Annotated in this window: 13 protein-coding genes; 5 read left to right on the top strand and 8 right to left on the bottom strand. The window is 66.9% G+C overall.

The window, feature by feature from the left end:
• Positions 1-71: 71 nt before the first annotated feature.
• From ACIBK2_RS06455 to ssd, 3 genes are all read right to left on the bottom strand, one after another.
• Positions 72-971 (bottom strand): TniQ family protein, encoded by a 900-nt coding sequence (locus ACIBK2_RS06455; RefSeq protein ID WP_396964379.1) that lies wholly within the window; start codon positions 969-971, stop codon positions 72-74.
• Positions 972-1,299: 328 nt separating this feature from the next.
• A complete protein-coding gene (locus ACIBK2_RS06450) occupies positions 1,300-2,418 on the bottom strand; it encodes a TadA family conjugal transfer-associated ATPase (RefSeq protein WP_396964377.1) in 1,119 nt (372 codons plus the stop codon).
• Positions 2,415-3,527, bottom strand: coding sequence for a septum site-determining protein Ssd (ssd, locus tag ACIBK2_RS06445; protein ID WP_396964375.1), 1,113 nt, complete (start codon positions 3,525-3,527; stop codon positions 2,415-2,417). The genes ACIBK2_RS06450 and ssd overlap by 4 nt, the downstream gene beginning before the upstream one ends.
• A gap of 482 nt (positions 3,528-4,009) precedes the next feature.
• Between ssd and ACIBK2_RS06440 the strand changes: the two genes are divergently transcribed.
• Positions 4,010-4,816, top strand: a complete 807-nt coding sequence (locus tag ACIBK2_RS06440) for an HAD-IB family hydrolase (RefSeq protein ID WP_396964373.1) — start codon at positions 4,010-4,012, stop codon at positions 4,814-4,816.
• A 503-nt stretch (positions 4,817-5,319) separates the two neighbouring features.
• Here the strand turns inward: ACIBK2_RS06440 and ACIBK2_RS06435 are convergent.
• The 5 genes from ACIBK2_RS06435 to ACIBK2_RS06415 form a co-directional block, all read right to left on the bottom strand.
• Positions 5,320-6,063 carry an oxidoreductase gene (locus ACIBK2_RS06435; protein WP_396964371.1) on the bottom strand — a complete coding sequence of 248 codons (744 nt, stop codon included), beginning with the start codon at positions 6,061-6,063 and terminating at the stop codon, positions 5,320-5,322.
• A gap of 191 nt (positions 6,064-6,254) precedes the next feature.
• Positions 6,255-7,961 carry a dipeptide ABC transporter ATP-binding protein gene (locus ACIBK2_RS06430; RefSeq protein ID WP_396964369.1) on the bottom strand — a complete coding sequence of 569 codons (1,707 nt, stop codon included), beginning with the start codon at positions 7,959-7,961 and terminating at the stop codon, positions 6,255-6,257.
• On the bottom strand, positions 7,958-8,935 hold the full coding sequence (locus tag ACIBK2_RS06425) for an ABC transporter permease (protein WP_396964367.1): 978 nt from the start codon (positions 8,933-8,935) through the stop codon (positions 7,958-7,960). Before ACIBK2_RS06425 ends, ACIBK2_RS06430 begins: the two co-directional genes overlap by 4 nt.
• Positions 8,928-9,854, bottom strand: a complete 927-nt coding sequence (locus tag ACIBK2_RS06420; protein WP_396964365.1) for an ABC transporter permease — start codon at positions 9,852-9,854, stop codon at positions 8,928-8,930. The genes ACIBK2_RS06425 and ACIBK2_RS06420 overlap by 8 nt, the downstream gene beginning before the upstream one ends.
• Positions 9,855-9,914: 60 nt before the next feature.
• Positions 9,915-11,504, bottom strand: a complete 1,590-nt coding sequence (locus tag ACIBK2_RS06415) for an ABC transporter substrate-binding protein (RefSeq protein ID WP_396965833.1) — start codon at positions 11,502-11,504, stop codon at positions 9,915-9,917.
• Between the two features lie 414 nt (positions 11,505-11,918).
• Between ACIBK2_RS06415 and acs the strand changes: the two genes are divergently transcribed.
• The 4 genes from acs (at position 11,919) to ACIBK2_RS06395 (ending at position 16,833) form a co-directional block, all read left to right on the top strand.
• On the top strand, positions 11,919-13,871 hold the full coding sequence (gene acs, locus ACIBK2_RS06410) for an acetate--CoA ligase (RefSeq protein WP_396964363.1): 1,953 nt from the start codon (positions 11,919-11,921) through the stop codon (positions 13,869-13,871).
• 215 nt (positions 13,872-14,086) lie between these two features.
• Entirely contained in the window at positions 14,087-15,304 is a 1,218-nt protein-coding gene (gene nhaA / locus ACIBK2_RS06405; protein ID WP_396965831.1) for a Na+/H+ antiporter NhaA, read from the top strand.
• Positions 15,305-15,344: 40 nt separating this feature from the next.
• Positions 15,345-15,851, top strand: a complete 507-nt coding sequence (locus tag ACIBK2_RS06400) for a phage holin family protein (RefSeq protein ID WP_396964361.1) — start codon at positions 15,345-15,347, stop codon at positions 15,849-15,851.
• Between the two features lie 46 nt (positions 15,852-15,897).
• Positions 15,898-16,833 (top strand): alpha/beta fold hydrolase, encoded by a 936-nt coding sequence (locus ACIBK2_RS06395; RefSeq protein WP_396964359.1) that lies wholly within the window; start codon positions 15,898-15,900, stop codon positions 16,831-16,833.
• Positions 16,834-16,853: the final 20 nt, after the last annotated feature.

The following is a 16,853-nucleotide window of genomic DNA, read 5'->3' as shown; positions in this document are numbered from 1 at the left end:
ACAGTACCAACGTGCCTGCTCATCTCGGTCGTTGGCGAACACCAAGCGAGCGGCGACCTGCAGGACGGCGCTCATGAGTACCCGGTCGTCGCGTACCCGTGCAGTAGCTGGCTGCGCTGGCGACTCCACCGGGCAGTGTCCTTGGATCTGAATTCGGCGCGGTAGCGGCAGAACTGTTCGAATACCTCGCACACGAGCGGGTCCGCGCAGTCATCCAGCACAGCACCGGTGCCAGTCTCGGCGACGAGTCGAGCCGCCCATTGCAGGTCTGCGAACGTCGACGTCGCCGACTCTGTCGGCGACGTGGCGGTGACAAGTGCCATGATCGCGGCCTGCGTGTTCAGCAGCTCGACGTCACGTGGCGCTGGTGCCGAGAGATCAGTGACCCGGCGTGTGCATCGACCACCCGGTTCCGGCGAGGTGATGATTGCGCGGGGTAGCCCAGTACACCTCCACCGGCTAGCGCTGTGGATGCTGCTTCTGTGTAGTCCGCGCCCACACCCACAGCGCCCCACCAAAAAACGTCCGTGCATCTGGCAAGCCACGACAAATGCCATCTTCCATTCCAGCATCCACCGGCCACCGTTCTCCCCCAGGCAGTCCACACAGGCCGCACTGGTATTTGCCTGAACCCAGAGCGGATCTCCTCCACGAACGGCATCATCGAGCCCGGGATAGCGGGCAATCGTCAAGTCTTTGAGCTCTGACGGAGACAGACCCGTTCGCACCACCACTTGGTCGGCGAACTGAGCGGGCATCGCAAGCGACAATCGCGACAGCCGATGATTAGCCCAGCTCAGCCCGACTGTGTGGAACGCTTGTTGACGGCCAATGCCGTAACACTCAGCGACGACATCTATCCAGCTCAAAAACGACTCGCCAGCCAGCGGGCGCGGGCAAAAAGCTAGGAGCCCGGCGCCCGTAATCACCGAAGACACAACGGATTTCGACGACTCCAGACCGGGCCGCATGCTGGTTCCAGCTGTTCTGCCTCGTGTCGGCGTCGATGCCTCAAGCACGGCCGCTGATTATGCCCCGCCTGTCTACGCCGGGGTCTACCACTGGCCGCCTCGGCGCAGAAGTCGGCGCATTCGTCTACGCCCGCTCGGATGTCCGTAGGCCAGGTGAAAGGCGATTCGAAGTCGCGCCGCGGCCCACCGCGCTTGGACACCATCGGGCTCAAGCCGAAGCCGCGCAACGTTCGGATAGTTATCCATGTCAATTTTCGACGGCCGTTCCGTAGAACTGGTTCCCGGCGGCGGAGCAGATGTCCTCCACTGTCCCTGCCAACCGTCAGGCCTACCTCGGACCTTGCCTGATGCGGAAACCGCTGAAATCTTCGAGCCCAAAGCGCCTCCGGAACCTTGAACAGGCACACGCCGAATTCGCTGACATCGGGATGCGGTCTTGTTGCTGACATCTCGGTGCGGTTCTCTCGCCCCAGCTGGTGAAATGTTCACTAGCGCAGGTGAAATGTGCGGTGAAATGTTGGGCGGTCGGGTGAAATCTAGAGTGCGGATTCACACCGCCGTCGTGGCCGGTGTTCAGTGCGGTCAGGAGATCGACGACCTCGGCGCCTCTGACCTCGCCGACGACGATGCGGTCCGGTCGCATGCGCAGAGCCTGTCGCACCAGGTCGCGGACGGTCACCGCGCCGACGCCCTCGACGTTCGCGGTGCGCGCGACGAGCCGCACCACATGCGGATGTGGCGGCGCGAGTTCGGCGGCGTCCTCCACACAAACGATTCGCTCGCGCGGTTCGACCTTGGCGAGCAGGCCGGAGAGCAGCGTCGTCTTGCCCGCACCTGTGCCGCCGACCACCAGGAACGCCAATCGGGCCTGAATGATCCGCTCCAGCAGTCGCTTTGCGTCGGCCGGTACCGCACCCGCGGCCGCCAACGCGTCCAAACCTTGGGTGGCGGGCCGCAACACCCGCAGCGACAGGCAGGTGCCGCCGTGCGCGACCGGCGCGAGTACGGCGTGCAGTCGCACGCCGAACGAATCACCCAGCGCCGCTCCGGTTCCGGAGAGCCTGCCGTCCACCCACGGCTGCGCGTCGTCGAGCCGTCGACCGGCCGACAGGGCAAGCCGTTGCGCGAGCCTGCGCACCGCCGCCTCGTCCGGGAAGGTGATCGAGGTCTTCTCCAGGCCGTGCCCGCGATCTATCCACACCGCATCCGGACCCGTCACCAACACATCGGCAACCTGTGGATCGTGCAACAGCGGCTCCAGCACGCCGGCCCCGGTCATCTCGGTCTGCAACAGCCGCAGCGCCCGCAGCAGATCCGTGTCCCCCAGCACCCCGCCCGCTTCCGCCCGAATAGCGGCGGCCACCTGCGCCGGATCCGGATCCCCCGCGGCACCGGAAAGCCGCTCCCGCACCCGATCCAACAACTCGGACGTCACCAACGCACTCATCGCCGCTGCCCAGCGGGCGCGCTCAAGACATCGAGGACCGCGTCGGCCGCGTCGCGGAGTGGCCCGCGCCGGTGCACGGTCAATCCGCCGCGTTCCAGGCGGGCGGCCAAACCGGGTTGGGCACGGACGGCGGCGAGCAGCGGGAGGTCGAGCACCTCCGCCACCTCGGGCCCGCGCAGACCGCCGGGGGCCGGACCTCGGACTATCAAGCCCTGGTTGGGGTTTCGACGCCCGATGTGGGCGGATACGGCCTCGGCGGCGGCCACGGCGCGTAACCGGGCCGGGACGACCAGCACGACGAGGTCGGCCGAGTCGAGCATTTGATCGGCGTGTGGGCCGCGTTCGCCGGAAATGTCGCAAACCACCAAATCGCCTGCGGCACGGCCTGCTTCGATCACGGCGCGCACAGCGGCGGGTCCGATCTCGCGTGGCAACCGGCCCGCACCGCAGCGGCCGCAGGCGAGAACCGCCAGGCCGGGCGCCGCGGTGGGCAGGGCGGAGTGCAGTGCCGCCGCGGAGACTCTGCCGTCCTCGACGACCAGGTCCGGCCAGCGCGGTCCGGCGCTTGTTTCGATGCCGAGCAGCAGGTCGAGACCACCGCCGAGGGGTGCGCCGTCGACCAGCACGGTGTCGCGCCGGAACCCTTCGGCGGCGGATCGCAGTGCGAGCGCGGCGGCCAGTGTCGACGCTCCGGCTCCCCCGGCGGCACCCGCGACGGCGACAACGACACCGTCTCCTGTGCGGTGTTCGCCGTACTCAGCAAACATCTCGATAAGTCCTTCGGCGCCGCCGGGCAGCGCGATCACGCGCTCGGCACCGACGGCCGCGGCGGCCTGCCAGTCGGGCAGGCCGGGTTCGCCGTCGGTGACCAGCACGACGCCGACTCGGCGCAGATACCCGGCTTCGGCGGCCTCCCTCGCCGTGGTTGTGTCCAGGATCACCAACGGCGCTGCGGTCCAGGCGTGCCTGCCGACGGGCAGCGAACGTTCGTCGAGGGCACGTTCGGCCGCGGCGGCGACGCGGCGTACTTCGTCGCGCAGCCGGGGGTCGTGCAGCAGCACCAGTGCCGGTGCCGGGCTGCTGTTGTCCGGCGCCACTTCAAGATTCATGCGGCCGAGCGTGGCCGAATTCGCGCGACGACAGAAGAGGCGATGCGCCGATTGTGGATAACTCGGGGGTGTGGAGAACTTTTGCGTGCTGCGGCGCGGGATTCGAAGGCTGCCGAGCAGGACGTGAACCGTCCCTTGAATAGAGGACGGCCCCAGCCGGGGGGGGAGGAGGCTGGGGCCGTCGGGTTCAGCCCCGGGGGGTCGGGCTGAACGCGCCTGGACCATGTCCAGGTGCCAGCAATACTACACCCAAGCCCCGCCCACAACGCAAGTCTGTCGCGGCAGAAGTTTACGACGATTACCTGCTCCGTGGCCGCGGGGCAAACTCCCCGCTCGCGGCCGCGACTGCGGCCCGGCAGCCGACCGCGGCCGACACCGGCGCTGTCCCCAGACGATCCCCAGTTCCGTCCCGCGCAACCGCCGCGACGAACCCGGCCCGCGCGCGGCCGAAGCGGATCCCGGCGTACGCCTATGCTGGTCGGGTGGACTCACCCACCGCGGACGGACGCGTCGCCGCCTTCTTCGATCTCGACAAGACCGTGATCGCGAAATCGAGCACGTTCGTCTTCAGCAAGCCCTTCTACGCGCAAGGCCTGTTGAATCGCCGCGACGTACTCGAAAGCAGTTACGCCCACTTCCTGTTCATGCTGTCCGGCGCCGACCACGACCAAATGGAGCGGATGCGCGCCCATCTCACGAACATGTGCGCCGGGTGGGACGTGGAGCAGGTGAAATCCATTGTGGCCGAGACGCTTCACGAGCTGGTGGACCCGCTGATCTACGCCGAGGCGGCCGATCTCATTGCCGACCACAAGATCCGGGGCCACGACGTGGTGATCGTCTCGGCCTCGGGCGAGGAGATCGTCGGCCCGATCGCGGAGGTGCTCGGCGCTTCGCACACCGCGGCGACGCGGATGGTCGTCGCGGACGGCAAGTACACCGGCGAGGTCGAGTTCTACTGTTACGGCGAGGGCAAGGTCGCCGCGATCGAAAAGCTGGCCGCCAGTGAGGGTTACGATCTCTCGCGCTGCTACGCGTACTCCGATTCGGTCACCGATCTGCCGCTGTTGAACGCGGTCGGCCATCCGACGGCGGTCAATCCGGATCGCAACCTGCGCCGCGAGGCGGTCGCCAAAGGTTGGCCCATCCTGACCTTTTCGAATCCGGTGTCGCTGTGGGCTCGCTTCCAGGCGCCATCGTCCACCACCCTTGCCGCCACCGCGGTGGTCGGCTTGAGCGCGGTACTCGCCGGCGCGATCAGCTATCGATTGCTGCGCCGCCGCAGCTGAGCCTTAGCCACCGCGCATCGAGCCGCGCACCGTGCTGCTCGAGCGGAAGCGGGGTACTTGCCGAGGGGGTTTGCCGGCGAAACGCCGAGGAAATCGCGACCAGGCATTGAACCACGAAACGCCGCTCGACACGCCGAATATTCAATGTTTTCCCAGCTATTGATGTGAGGGCCGTCACAGGGTAGAAAGGTAACTACGGAAGGTCGGAAGGCCAAGGCAGGACCGGAAGAGAAGGTTCAGTCTCCCAACTACCCTTCCTAGCACGGGCACCAGGCACCCACGCGGAGCGCGCCGCGACAAGGGCAGAAGCGTTGTGGGCCTGCGAAATCCGGGTCTTCGTCGGCGAGGGCCTCGCACAGGTTGCGGGGATGAACCGCCGGAGTTCGGACTATCGCCGAGGCCGCAAGAACACAACCCACCCAGCACGCTTGGTAACCGGGTAGTCCGTGCTACGCGGGCGGCGAGGTCGACAACGACAACGCCGCCCGTTTTGATGTCCGGGGTTATCCCGCCGAATCGGCGATCGACGTAGCCTCTCGCGCTCCGTCTTCCAGCGCACCGCAGCACAACATCACCCAGCTGCCCACCGCGTCCGCCGCACCGCTCCCGAACGCCGCAGCGGCGTCGAGGTAGGCCTGCCTGCGCCGCAGCCAGAAAACCTCGGGCACCCCCAAACTGTGCGGGTCCAGCCCACTCGACACCGACACCAGCCGCGATGCCGCCCGCGCCACGACGCCGTCGGCGGTGCCGAACGGCCGCAACGCGAGCAGTTCCCCGTGCACCACCGCCGCGATCACCGGCGCGGGCGCACTCGACCCGAGCACCGCCTGCACCAGCAGATCGAGCCGCTCCGCCACCCCGGCATCCGCGCGTGGCCTGCCGAGCGACTCCTCGTCGTCCACCAAGTCGGCCGCGGCGAGCAGATGCAGCCGGGCCAGCGCCTGCAACGGCGCCCGCTGCCAGGTGCCGACCAGATTGCGCAACGCGTCACCGTCCAACGCCTGCCCGACCCGCAACGACCCGGCCAGAATCGGATCGCCGACCTGACCGTCGGCGGGCAGCTCGGTGCTGCCGCCATCGATGGCGGCGGAGGATCGAGCGGCCCGCACCGCGGCCTCGGCGGCGGTGGTCGGCCAGCCCCGCCGATTCGCCTTGTGCCGATGTACCTCGGCGAGCGCGTCACGGGCTCGATCGGCGGCGGCACGAACGCCGGGCAGATCGACAAGAGGCTGTAGCGGATCGGTCACGGCTTACGAGGCTACTTGCGCCCGCGCAAACGCCTTACCCAGCCCGTTCCGGAGCCTGCCGTGTGTGATGGCGCCGAACCGGCCGGAGGCGAGCTGAGCGACTGTCGGTGGCCCGAATCCGCTTACCGCAGCGGCCGCCCCGACCCAACAGGTCGGAGCGGCCGCTGTGACGCTCTCGGCTAGCCGATTCCTCAGCTCACCAACAGATCTCGGCCCGGGATGGCATCCAACAGCCGCCGCGTGTACTCCTCCCGCGGACTGTCGAAGACCTCTTCGGTCGACGCCGCCTCCACTACCTTGCCGGTCTGCATAACCAGCACATTGTCGGCGATCTGCCGGACAACGGCCAGGTCGTGGGTGATGAACACATACGACAAACCGAGTTCGGCCTGCAGGTCGTTCAGCAGCCGCAGGATCTGCGCCTGGACCAGCACGTCGAGCGCGGACACCGCCTCGTCACAAACCACGACCTCGGGCGACAGCGCGAGGGCGCGGGCGACGGCGACCCGCTGCCGCTGACCACCGGACAACTCGTTCGGGTACCGGCGCATCACGCTGGACGGCAACGACACCTTTTCGAGCAGGTCCCGCACCGTGCCCTCGCGCTCCTTCGGCGAGCCGATGTTGTGCGTGCGCAACGGCTCCTCGATGGTGCGGTAGATGGAGTACATCGGGTCAAGCGAGCCGTACGGGTCCTGGAAGATCGGCTGCACCCGGCGCCGGAACGCGAAGGCGCTCTTGCGATCCAGCTTCGCCACTTCCTTGCCGTCGAACACGACCTTGCCTGAGGTGGGCTCGAGCAGGCCGAGAATCATCTGCGCGACAGTCGATTTGCCCGAACCCGATTCGCCGACGATGGCGGTGGTGGTGCCACGCCGCAGCCGGAACGAAACATCCTGCACCGCAATGAAGTCCGACGATTTCCAGGGCGCGTTGCCGCGGATCTTGAAGGCCTTGGTCAGGTTTTCGACGACCACCACGTCGTCCGGGGCACCGGACAACTCGGTGTCGGCGGCCGCGATCTGCTCGGCCACGTGCACCGCCTGCTCGCGAATCTCGATGCGCTGCTTCACCGAAGACAACCGCTGCGACGCGAGCGAGGGCGCCGAGTTCACCAGCCGCTTGGTGTACAGATGCTGCGGTTCACGCAGAATCTGCAGCGCCGGACCGGATTCCACCACGCGTCCGCGGTACATCACGACCAGGTGCTCCGCGCGTTCGGCGGCGAGGCCGAGATCGTGCGTGATCAACAGCACCGCGGTGCCGAGCTCGTTGGTGAGGCCGTCGAGGTGATCGAGGATCTGCCGCTGCACGGTGACGTCGAGCGCCGAGGTCGGCTCGTCCGCGATCAGCAGCTTGGGACGGCAGGCCAGCCCGATGGCGATGAGCGCGCGCTGCCGCATACCACCGGAGAACTCGTGCGGATACTGGTTCACCCGCCGCTCGCCGTCGGACATGCCCGCCTCGTGCAGCAGCTCGATGGCGCGCTGCTTGGCGGCCTTGCCCTTGGCGATCCCGTTGGCCTCCAACGTCTCCCGGATCTGGAAGCCGATCTTCCAGACCGGGTTCAGGTTGGACATCGGATCCTGCGGGACCAGCCCGATCCCGTTGCCACGCACCGCGACGACGTCCTTCTTGGACGCCTTCGCGAGGTCCTTGCCGTCGAACATGATGGACCCGGAGGTCACCTGTCCGGTGCCGGGCAGCAGGTCGATGATCGCATGCGCCGTCGTCGACTTGCCCGAGCCGGATTCGCCGACGATCGCGACGGTCTGGCCCGGGTACACCGACAGGTTCACATCGCGGACGGCGGGTATCTTCTTGCCGTCCGAGGTGAAACAGACGTTGAGATCCTTGATTTCGAGCAGTGGCGACTGTGCGCTGCGAAATTCACTCATCGCTTCCTCGCCTTCGGGTCGAGGGCATCGCGCACGGCGTCGCCCAGCATGATGAAGCTCAGCACGGTGAGCGCCAAGGCCGTTGCGGGATAGAACAGGATCGCGGAGGTGCGAATCTCCTTCTGCCCCGAGGCGATATCGGCGCCCCACGACACGATCGTGCGCGGCAACCCGACACCGAGGTAGGACAACGTCGCCTCGGTGACGATGAAGACGCCGAGCCAGATCGTGGTGACCACGATCAGCGGGCCCGCCGCGTTCGGCAGCACGTGCCGCAGCAGCGTGCGTATTCGGGAGACACCCAAAGCCTTTGCCGCCGTGACGTAATCACTGTTCTTCGCCTGGATCACCGCACTGCGCGCGATCCGGGCCGCCTGCGGCCAGGTGAACCCGGCGAGAATGACGATCACGGTCCAGATGGTCCGCGAATCGAGCAGCTGCATGATCACGATCGCGGCCAGCATCAGCGGGATCGCGTAGAAGATCTCGGCGACGCGGGACACGATGGAGTCGAGGAGACCACCGTAGAAACCGGCCAGCGCGCCGAGCACGCCGCCGATCAGCACGAAGCAGATCGTCGAGCCGACCCCGGCCATCACCGAAGCCCTTGCGCCGTAAACGGTTCGGGCGTAGATGTCGCAACCCTGCTTGTCGAAGCCGAACGGATGACCGGCACCGCGCGGGTTCATGCTGAAGTCGCCGTTGCAGTACCGGGGATCCTGGCTGGTGAACAGGCCGGGCCAGATCACCACGACGAGCACGAACAGGATCATCAGTGCCGCGACGAGGAAGATCGGGTTGCGCCGCAGCTGCCGCCACGCGTCGTACCAGATGCTGCTCGGCGAGCCCTGGTCGACGACCATGTCGGTCGCGAGCACCTCGACCTCGTCGGGCGGCGCGACGAAGTAGGTCTGCCTACCACGGGCCGCGCTCTCCGCGAGGTCGATTCCTTGTCCTTTATCGAGGTCAGGCATAGCGGATCCTCGGATCGAGTGCGGCGTAGAGCAGGTCGACGATCAGGTTCGAGACCAAGAAGATGATGATCAGAACCGTGACGAACGAGACGACCGTCGGCGGTTCGCCTCGGGTGATCGCCTGGTACAGCGTGCCGCCGACACCGGGGATGTTGAAGATGCCCTCGGTGACGATGGCGCCGCCCATCAACGCGCCGAGGTCGGCGCCGAGGAAGGTGATCACCGGGATCATGGAGTTGCGCAGGATGTGCACGGTCACCACCCGGCGCCTGCTCAGCCCCTTGGCGGTCGCGGTACGCACGTAGTCGGCGGACATGTTCTCCGCCACCGAGTTCCGGGTCAGCCGCAGCACATAGGCGAACGACAGCGACCCGAGCACGAACGCCGGAACGAGCAACTCACTGAAACTCGCCTTGCCGGTGACGGTCACCGGCGCGATCCCCCACTTCACCCCGAGCAGGAACTGCGCGAGGAAGCCGACCACGAAGATCGGCACAGCGATCACGATCAGGCTGATGACCAGCATGGTCGAGTCGAACAGCTTGCCCTTGCGCAGGCCGGCGATCAGGCCGAACACCACGCCGAACACGGCCTCGATGAACACCGCCATGAAGGCGAGCTTGATGGTGATCGGGAAGGCGCGAGCCAACTCCGCGCGCACCGGCCTGCCGGAGAAGGCGGTGCCGAAGTCGAACGTGACGATGCCCTTCAGATACAGCAGATACTGCATGATGAAGGGCTGGTCGAGGTGGTACCGCGCGCGGAGTTGGGCCTCCACCGCGGGGGTCATCGGTTTGTCGCCGGCGAGCGCGTGAATCGGATCGCCGGGGACGAGGAATACCAGGGCATAGATGAGCAACGTCGCCCCGAGGAACACGGGGATCATTTGAAGCAGACGCCGCACGATATACCAGGCCATTTTCGCCTCCTGGGTTCAGTGATGAGCCGCGCCGCGCGGGGCGGCGCGGCTCACCAGCGGCTACTTCTCGATGTTTTCGAAAGCGAACAGGCCGTTCCAGGCCAGTGGCGCTGCCTTCACCTTGTCCGATCGACCGGCGGAGGCGATGTAGTCGAGCACCGGGATGTCGGCCATCTGCTGCAGCATCATGGTCTGCGCCTGCGCGACGATCTTGTAGGACTCCTGCTGCGTCGGCGCGGCCAGCGCGGCGTCGAGCAGCTTGTCGAACTCCGGCACCTTCCAGTCGACGTTGTTGGTGTCGGAGTAGCTGTAGTACTGCGAGGTGAGGAACTGCAGCATGGTCGGGTAGTCGCCCTGCCAGCCGTAGCGGAACGCCTTGCCGATGGTCTTGGCGTTCACCTCGTCACGGATGTTCTTGAAGGTCGGGTACGGGGTGCCGATGGACTCGATGCCGAGGGTGTTCTTGATGCTGTTGGCAACGGCTTCGATCCAGGCCTGGTGGCCACCGTCGGAGTTGTAGGCGATCTCGAACCGACCGGACCATGGGGACATGGTGTTGGCCTGGGCCCACAGCTTCTTGGCCTCGTCCGGGTTGTACTTCAGGAACTCCGAGCCGGGCAGGTTGCCGTCGAAGCCGGGCAGCGACGCGGAGGTGAAGTCACGCGCGGGCAGCCGGGTGTCGTGGAAGATGTTCTGGCAGATCTGCTCTCGGTTGATCGCCATCGAGAGGGCCTTGCGGCGCAGCACGCCTTCTTCGCCCGAGAAGTGCGGGACGTTGGTCTGGATGCCGATGTGCTGGTTCTGCGCGGTCGGCTTGGTGATCGCCCGGTCGCCGAGATCATTCTTGTAGGAGGTGATCGCGCTGTCCGGGATGGTGTCGAGGGTGTCCAGGTTGCCCGCGATCAGATCGGCGTATGCCGTGTCGTAGGACTGGTACATCACGAACCGCAGGCCCTTGTTCTTGGGCGCGCGACCACCGTGGTAATCCGGGTTGGCCACCAGGTCGATCTGCACGTTGTGCTGCCAGGCGCCGTTCTTCGCGAACTTGTACGGACCGTTGCCGATCGGGTTCTCGCCGAACGCCTTGATGTCCTTGAACGCGGCATCGGGCAGCGGGTAGAACGGCGCGTAGCCGAGCTCGGTCTCGAAGTCGATGGAGGGCGACTTCAGCGCGACGGTGAAGGTCTTGTCGTCGACCACCTTCAGGCCCGACAGGGTCTGTGCCGTCGGCTTCTCCGCCGACACCTCGTCGAACCCGACGATCGGGGAGAACACGTAGCTCTGCAACTGAGCGTTGGTGCCGAGGGCGCCGTAGTTCCAGGCGTCGACGAACGACTTCGCGGTCACCGTCGTGCCGTCGGAGAACTTCCAGTCCGGCTTGATGGTGATCGTGTAGTTCTTGCGGTCGGTCGTCTCGATCTTCTGCGCCATCTCGTCGTGCGCGACGCCGTCGGCGTCGTAGTACTTCAGGCCTGCGAACAATCGGTCGACGACGCGGCCGCCCATGTTCTCGTTGGTATTGGTGGGCACCAACGGGTTCTGCGGCTCACCACCGTTCGTGGTGACGATGCTCGCGTCGGCACTGTCGTCCGACGAACATGCGGACAGTCCGAGGCTCGTAGCCAGCAGGGCTGCCGCAGTCAGCGCCATTGCTCTGTTGAATCTCAACGCGTTCTCCCGATTTCGAGAAGGGCGGAATCCTTGGCACGCGCATGAGGTCACCAGGCGCATGCCGGCACAAACCGCCTTGGGTGCCTCGCAGATTATCCACAAGAACGTGCCTTGTCATCGGATTGACAAAGGTTCGTTCCACTTGTTACCAATCCGGCAACATGGCCGAAACACGGAAAACATCGCGCGAAAATGGCCTATCGGCCGGAACATTGCCTCCGTAGAGACCGTCCGGTGTCTCCTGGGACCGACCACTCCGTTGCGGATTACGCGACGGCGTGACTGGACCGAAACCCGGTGGAAACACCGGACGCGGCGTAGGTCACAGTTGATTACTGTCGAACTTGCTGCGTTTGAATCGTGGGCTCAGGCTACGTGGAAAGAAGATACGAGATGACCGAAACCGCCGACCACAGGGACTCGTACCCGCCGAGCGCGGAGTTCGCGGCCGCGGCGAACGCCGATGCCGCGCTCTACGAGCAGGCGTCGGCCGATCGTGACGCGTTCTGGGCCGAGCAGGCGAGTCGGTTGCACTGGCATCAGCCGTGGTCACAGGTGCTGGACTGGAGCGACGCGCCGGTGGCGAAGTGGTTCGCCGACGGCAAGCTCAATGTCGCCTACAACTGCGTGGACCGGCACGTGCTCGACGGGCACGGCGACCAGGTCGCCATCCACTGGGAGGGTGAGCCGGGCGATTCGCGCGCGATCACCTACCGCGAGCTGCTCGCCGAAGTCAGCCGGGCCGCAAACTACTTCACCGAGCTCGGTCTCGAAGCGGGCGATCGGGTCGCCATCTACATGCCGATGGTGCCCGAGGCCATCGTGTCGATGCTGGCCTGCGCGCGGCTCGGCCTCACCCACTCGGTGGTGTTCGCGGGCTTCTCGCCCACCGCGCTGCGCCAGCGCGTCGACGACGCGAGCGCCCGGCTGATCATCACCACCGACGGGCAGTGGCGCCGCGGCAAGTCCGCCCCGCTCAAGGAGGCGGTGGACGAGGCGCTGTTCGCGAACGGCGATGTGCCACACAGCGTCGAACACGTTCTCGTGGTGCGCCGCACGGAGATCGAGGTGCCGTGGACCGACGAGCGCGACCTGTGGTGGCACGAGACGGTCGCGCAGGCGTCACCGGAGCACGAGGCGCAGCCGTTCGATGCCGAGCATCCGCTGTTCATCCTCTACACCTCCGGCACCACCGGAAAGCCCAAGGGCATCCTGCACACCTCCGGCGGCTACCTCACGCAGACGTCCTACACCCACCACAACGTCTTCGATCACAAAGCGGGACAGGACGTTTACTGGTGCACCGCCGACATCGGCTGGGTCACCGGGCACAGCTACATCGTCTACGGGCCACTGTCCAACCGCGCCACCCAGGTGGTCTACGAGGGCACGCCGAACTTCCCGGACGAGCACCGGCACTGGCAGATCGTCGAAAAGTACGGCGTCAGCATCTATTACACGGCGCCGACGCTGGTGCGCACGTTCATGAAGTGGGGCCGCGAGATCCCCGCCGCGCACGACCTGTCCAGCCTCCGGCTGCTCGGATCGGTCGGTGAGCCGATCAACCCGGAAGCCTGGCGTTGGTACCGCGACGTGATCGGCGCGGGCACGGCACCCATCGTGGACACCTGGTGGCAGACCGAGACCGGCTCGATCATGATCTCGCCGCTGCCCGGCGTCACCGCGACCAAGCCGGGTGCGGCGATGGCTGCACTCCCCGGCATCTCGGCGCTGGTCGTCGATGAGGAGGGCAAGCCGGTGCAGCGCGGCGAGACCGAGGCCAACGGCTACCTCGTGCTCGACCAGCCGTGGCCGTCGATGCTGCGCGGCATCTGGGGCGACATGGAGCGGTACCGGGCCACCTACTGGGAGCGCTACGCCGAGCAGGGCTGGTACTTCGCCGGCGACGGCGCCAAGCTCGACGCCGACGGCGACCTCTGGGTGCTCGGCCGGGTGGACGACGTGATGAACGTGTCCGGCCATCGGATCTCCACCGCCGAGGTGGAGTCGGCGCTGGTCGGGCACTCCGGTGTCGCGGAGGCCGCGGTGGTCGGGGCCAGTGACGAGACCACCGGTCAGGGCATCGTCGCGTTCGTCATCCTGACCGCCGAGGCCAAGGACACCGGCGCGGCGCTGGTGGCTGAGCTGAAGGCGGAGGTGTCGCGCGAGATCAGCCCGATCGCGCGGCCGAGGGAGATCCACGTGGTGCCCGAGCTGCCCAAGACCCGCAGCGGCAAGATCATGCGCAGGTTGCTGCGCGACGTCGCCGAGGGCCGGGAACTCGGCGATACCTCGACGCTGGTCGATCCCAACGTCTTCGAGGCGATTCGGGCGACCAAGGCATAGCCCAGACCGATAGGCGCAGCATGCGGCCTCGCGCATTCGCGGCTCGCAAACGCTTCATGTTAGGGCCGGTGGCGTGATTCGTCACCGGCCCTACCCGTTAGGATTGCGTAAGGTGTGCCGGGAAGTCTGGTCGGCATGCGGCCGCGTACCTGACAGCCGAATCGGTGGATGGCGTGGTCGCAGCGTTGACCGACCCTGCCGAAAGGTTCCCCGTGATCACGCAAGTGCGCTCGGAACTGTCCCGCTATCTCCGGACCGAAACAGTCGGCGGTGCAATCCTTCTCGTCGCGGCCGCCGTCGCATTGCTGTGGGTGAACTCGCCATGGGGCGACAGCTACCTGACGATGACGCAGACGACGTTCGCCATCCCGGGGCTGCACCTGGATCTCTCGCTGGCCGAGTGGACCGCGGACGGCCTGCTCGCCATCTTCTTCTTCGTCGCCGGGCTGGAGCTCAAACGCGAGCTCGTCGTCGGCGAGCTGGCCGACCCGAAACGGGCCGCGCTGCCGATCATCGCCGCGATCGGCGGCGTGGTCACCCCGGCATTGATCGCCCTGGTGGTCGGCCTCGGCGTGCCGGGGATGGATCGCGGCTGGGCCATTCCGGTGGCGACCGATATCGCGTTCGCGCTGGCCGTGCTGGCCATGACCGGATCGCGGATCCCGGCGAGCGCGCGGGTGTTTCTCCTCAGCCTCGCCGTGGTCGACGATCTGATGGCCATCATTCTGATCGCCGTGCTGTTCACCTCGACGCTGGCGCTGCTGTGGCTGCTGGCCGCCGCGGCCTGCTTCGCGGGGTGGGCGCTGGCTCAGCACAAGCGGATCAGCACGCCGTGGCTCTATCTCCCGCTGGCGTTGGTGTCCTGGTACGCGCTGCACGAGGCGGGCATCCACCCGACGCTGGCCGGTGTCGCGCTCGGCCTACTCACCCGAGTGCGGACCGACCCCGGCGAGGAGGAGGCGCCCGCCACCCGGCTGGAGCACCTGATCCAGCCGATCTCGGCCGGGCTGTGCGTGCCGCTGTTCGCGTTGTTCGCCTCCGGAGTTCCGTTGGACGGCAAGGTATTCGGCGCGCTGTTCAGCGACAGGCTGGCGCTGGCCATCATTCTCGGGTTGCTGCTCGGCAAGACCGCCGGAATCTTCGGGATCAGCTGGCTCGCAATCCGGTTCGGGGTGGCGAAGCGGCCCGCCGGACTCGGCTATCGCGACATGTTCGCCCTGTCGGTGCTCGGCGCGATCGGGTTCACCGTTAGCCTTCTGGTGGCAGAACTCGCGCTGGCCGACGTCGGAGACGGCTCCGCAGCCGAATTGGCGAAGGCCGCTGTGTTGGTCACATCAATGGCGGCGTCGCTCGCCGGTTCGGCGCTACTGTTGCGACGTGGGCGTGTCCACCAGGCGCGGCGGGACGCCCGTGCGTTACAACGAGAAGAGTGAGGCCGAAGCAAGTGCCTGGACAGGGAGAAGGGTCTACCAAGTGAGTGTCACAAACGGCGGAAACGGGAACGACGCACAGCGCGGTCGTACGGTGACCTCCATTCCCCTGTCCGACGCCAATCCCAGCGGTAGCGCCAGCTTCGGCACGCTGGTGCGCGACGCCACCGAACAGATGTCGACCCTGGTCCGGGCCGAGGTCGCGCTGGCCAAGGCCGAGGTGACCGGCGAGATCAAGAAGGGCCTGCAGGGCAGCGTCTACTTCATCCTCGCGCTGACCGTCCTGCTGTTCAGCACGTTCTTCTTTTTCTTCTTCCTCGGCGAACTGCTCGACGTGTGGCTGGCCCGCTGGGCCGCGTTCCTCATCGTGTTCCTGCTGATGATCGTCACCACCGCGCTGCTCGCCTTGCTCGGCTATCTGCGGGTGAAGAAGCTGCGGGCGCCGGAGAAGACGATCGACTCGCTCAAACAGGCCCGCGCGGTGCTGCCGCACGGACTCGGCGCCGCCGCCCACGACGCGCCCCGCTCTTTGGAAAAACCCGCTTCGTAACCGCTCGCTCGCGCGCGGATACCCCGAACTACTAGGCTGCATCGGCGTGTCGTCGCACCATATTCCGGATCCGTCCAGCGTCCGTTTCGACGGGCCGTGGGCGCATCGGGACGTTCATGCCAACGGCATTCGATTCCATGTGGTCGATGCCGCCCCCGAGCGCACCGACGCACCGCTGGTGGTGCTGCTGCACGGATTCGCCGACTTCTGGTGGTCCTGGCGGCATCAGCTGACCGGGCTCGCCGAGCTCGGCTATCGCGCGGTGGCGGTCGACCTGCGCGGGTACGGCGACAGCGACAAACCGCCGCGCGGCTACGACGGCTGGACCCTGGCCGGCGATATCGCCGGGCTCATCCGCGCGCTCGGCTACACCGACGCGACCCTCGTCGGGCATGCCGATGGTGGCCTGGTGTGCTGGGCGACCGCGGTGCTGCATCCTCGGCTGGTCCGTTCCATCGCGGTGGTGAGCTCACCGCATCCGGCGGCACTCAAGAGCGCGGTGCTGCGCAACCGGCACCAGCGCGCCACCTGGCTGCCCAACTTCCTGCGCTACCAGCTGCCCCGCTACGGCGAGCGGCTGCTGACCACCGCCGACGGGTTCGAGGTCGAGCGGCTGCTGCGGCAGCGGGTGAGCGGATCCTGGTCGGGCACGACCGAATTCGTCGACACCGCGCGCCGGATGCGTTCGGCCATCCAGATTCCCGGCGCCGCGCACTGTGCGCTGGAATACCAGCGCTGGGCCTTCCGCAGCCAGTGGCGGCCGGACGGCCGCCGCTTCATGGCCACCATGCGCGAACCGATCCGCATCCCGGTCCTCGCCATGCGCGGCGACCTCGACCCCTACGTGCTCACCAGCACCTTCCGCCGCGGCCAGCACCTCTCCCCGGACCGCCGCCTGGCCACCATCCCCGCCGCAGGCCACTATGCGCACCAGGAGAACCCGGACATGGTCACCGCCGAACTGGCCAAACTCCTGACCTAACCCCCGACCGAAGGCGACCT

Source organism: Nocardia sp. NPDC050175, assembly GCF_044459885.1.
GTDB lineage: Bacteria > Actinomycetota > Actinomycetes > Mycobacteriales > Mycobacteriaceae > Nocardia.
Note: the sequence above shows the minus strand (reverse complement) of the source record. Positions and strands in the feature narration are given on the sequence as shown.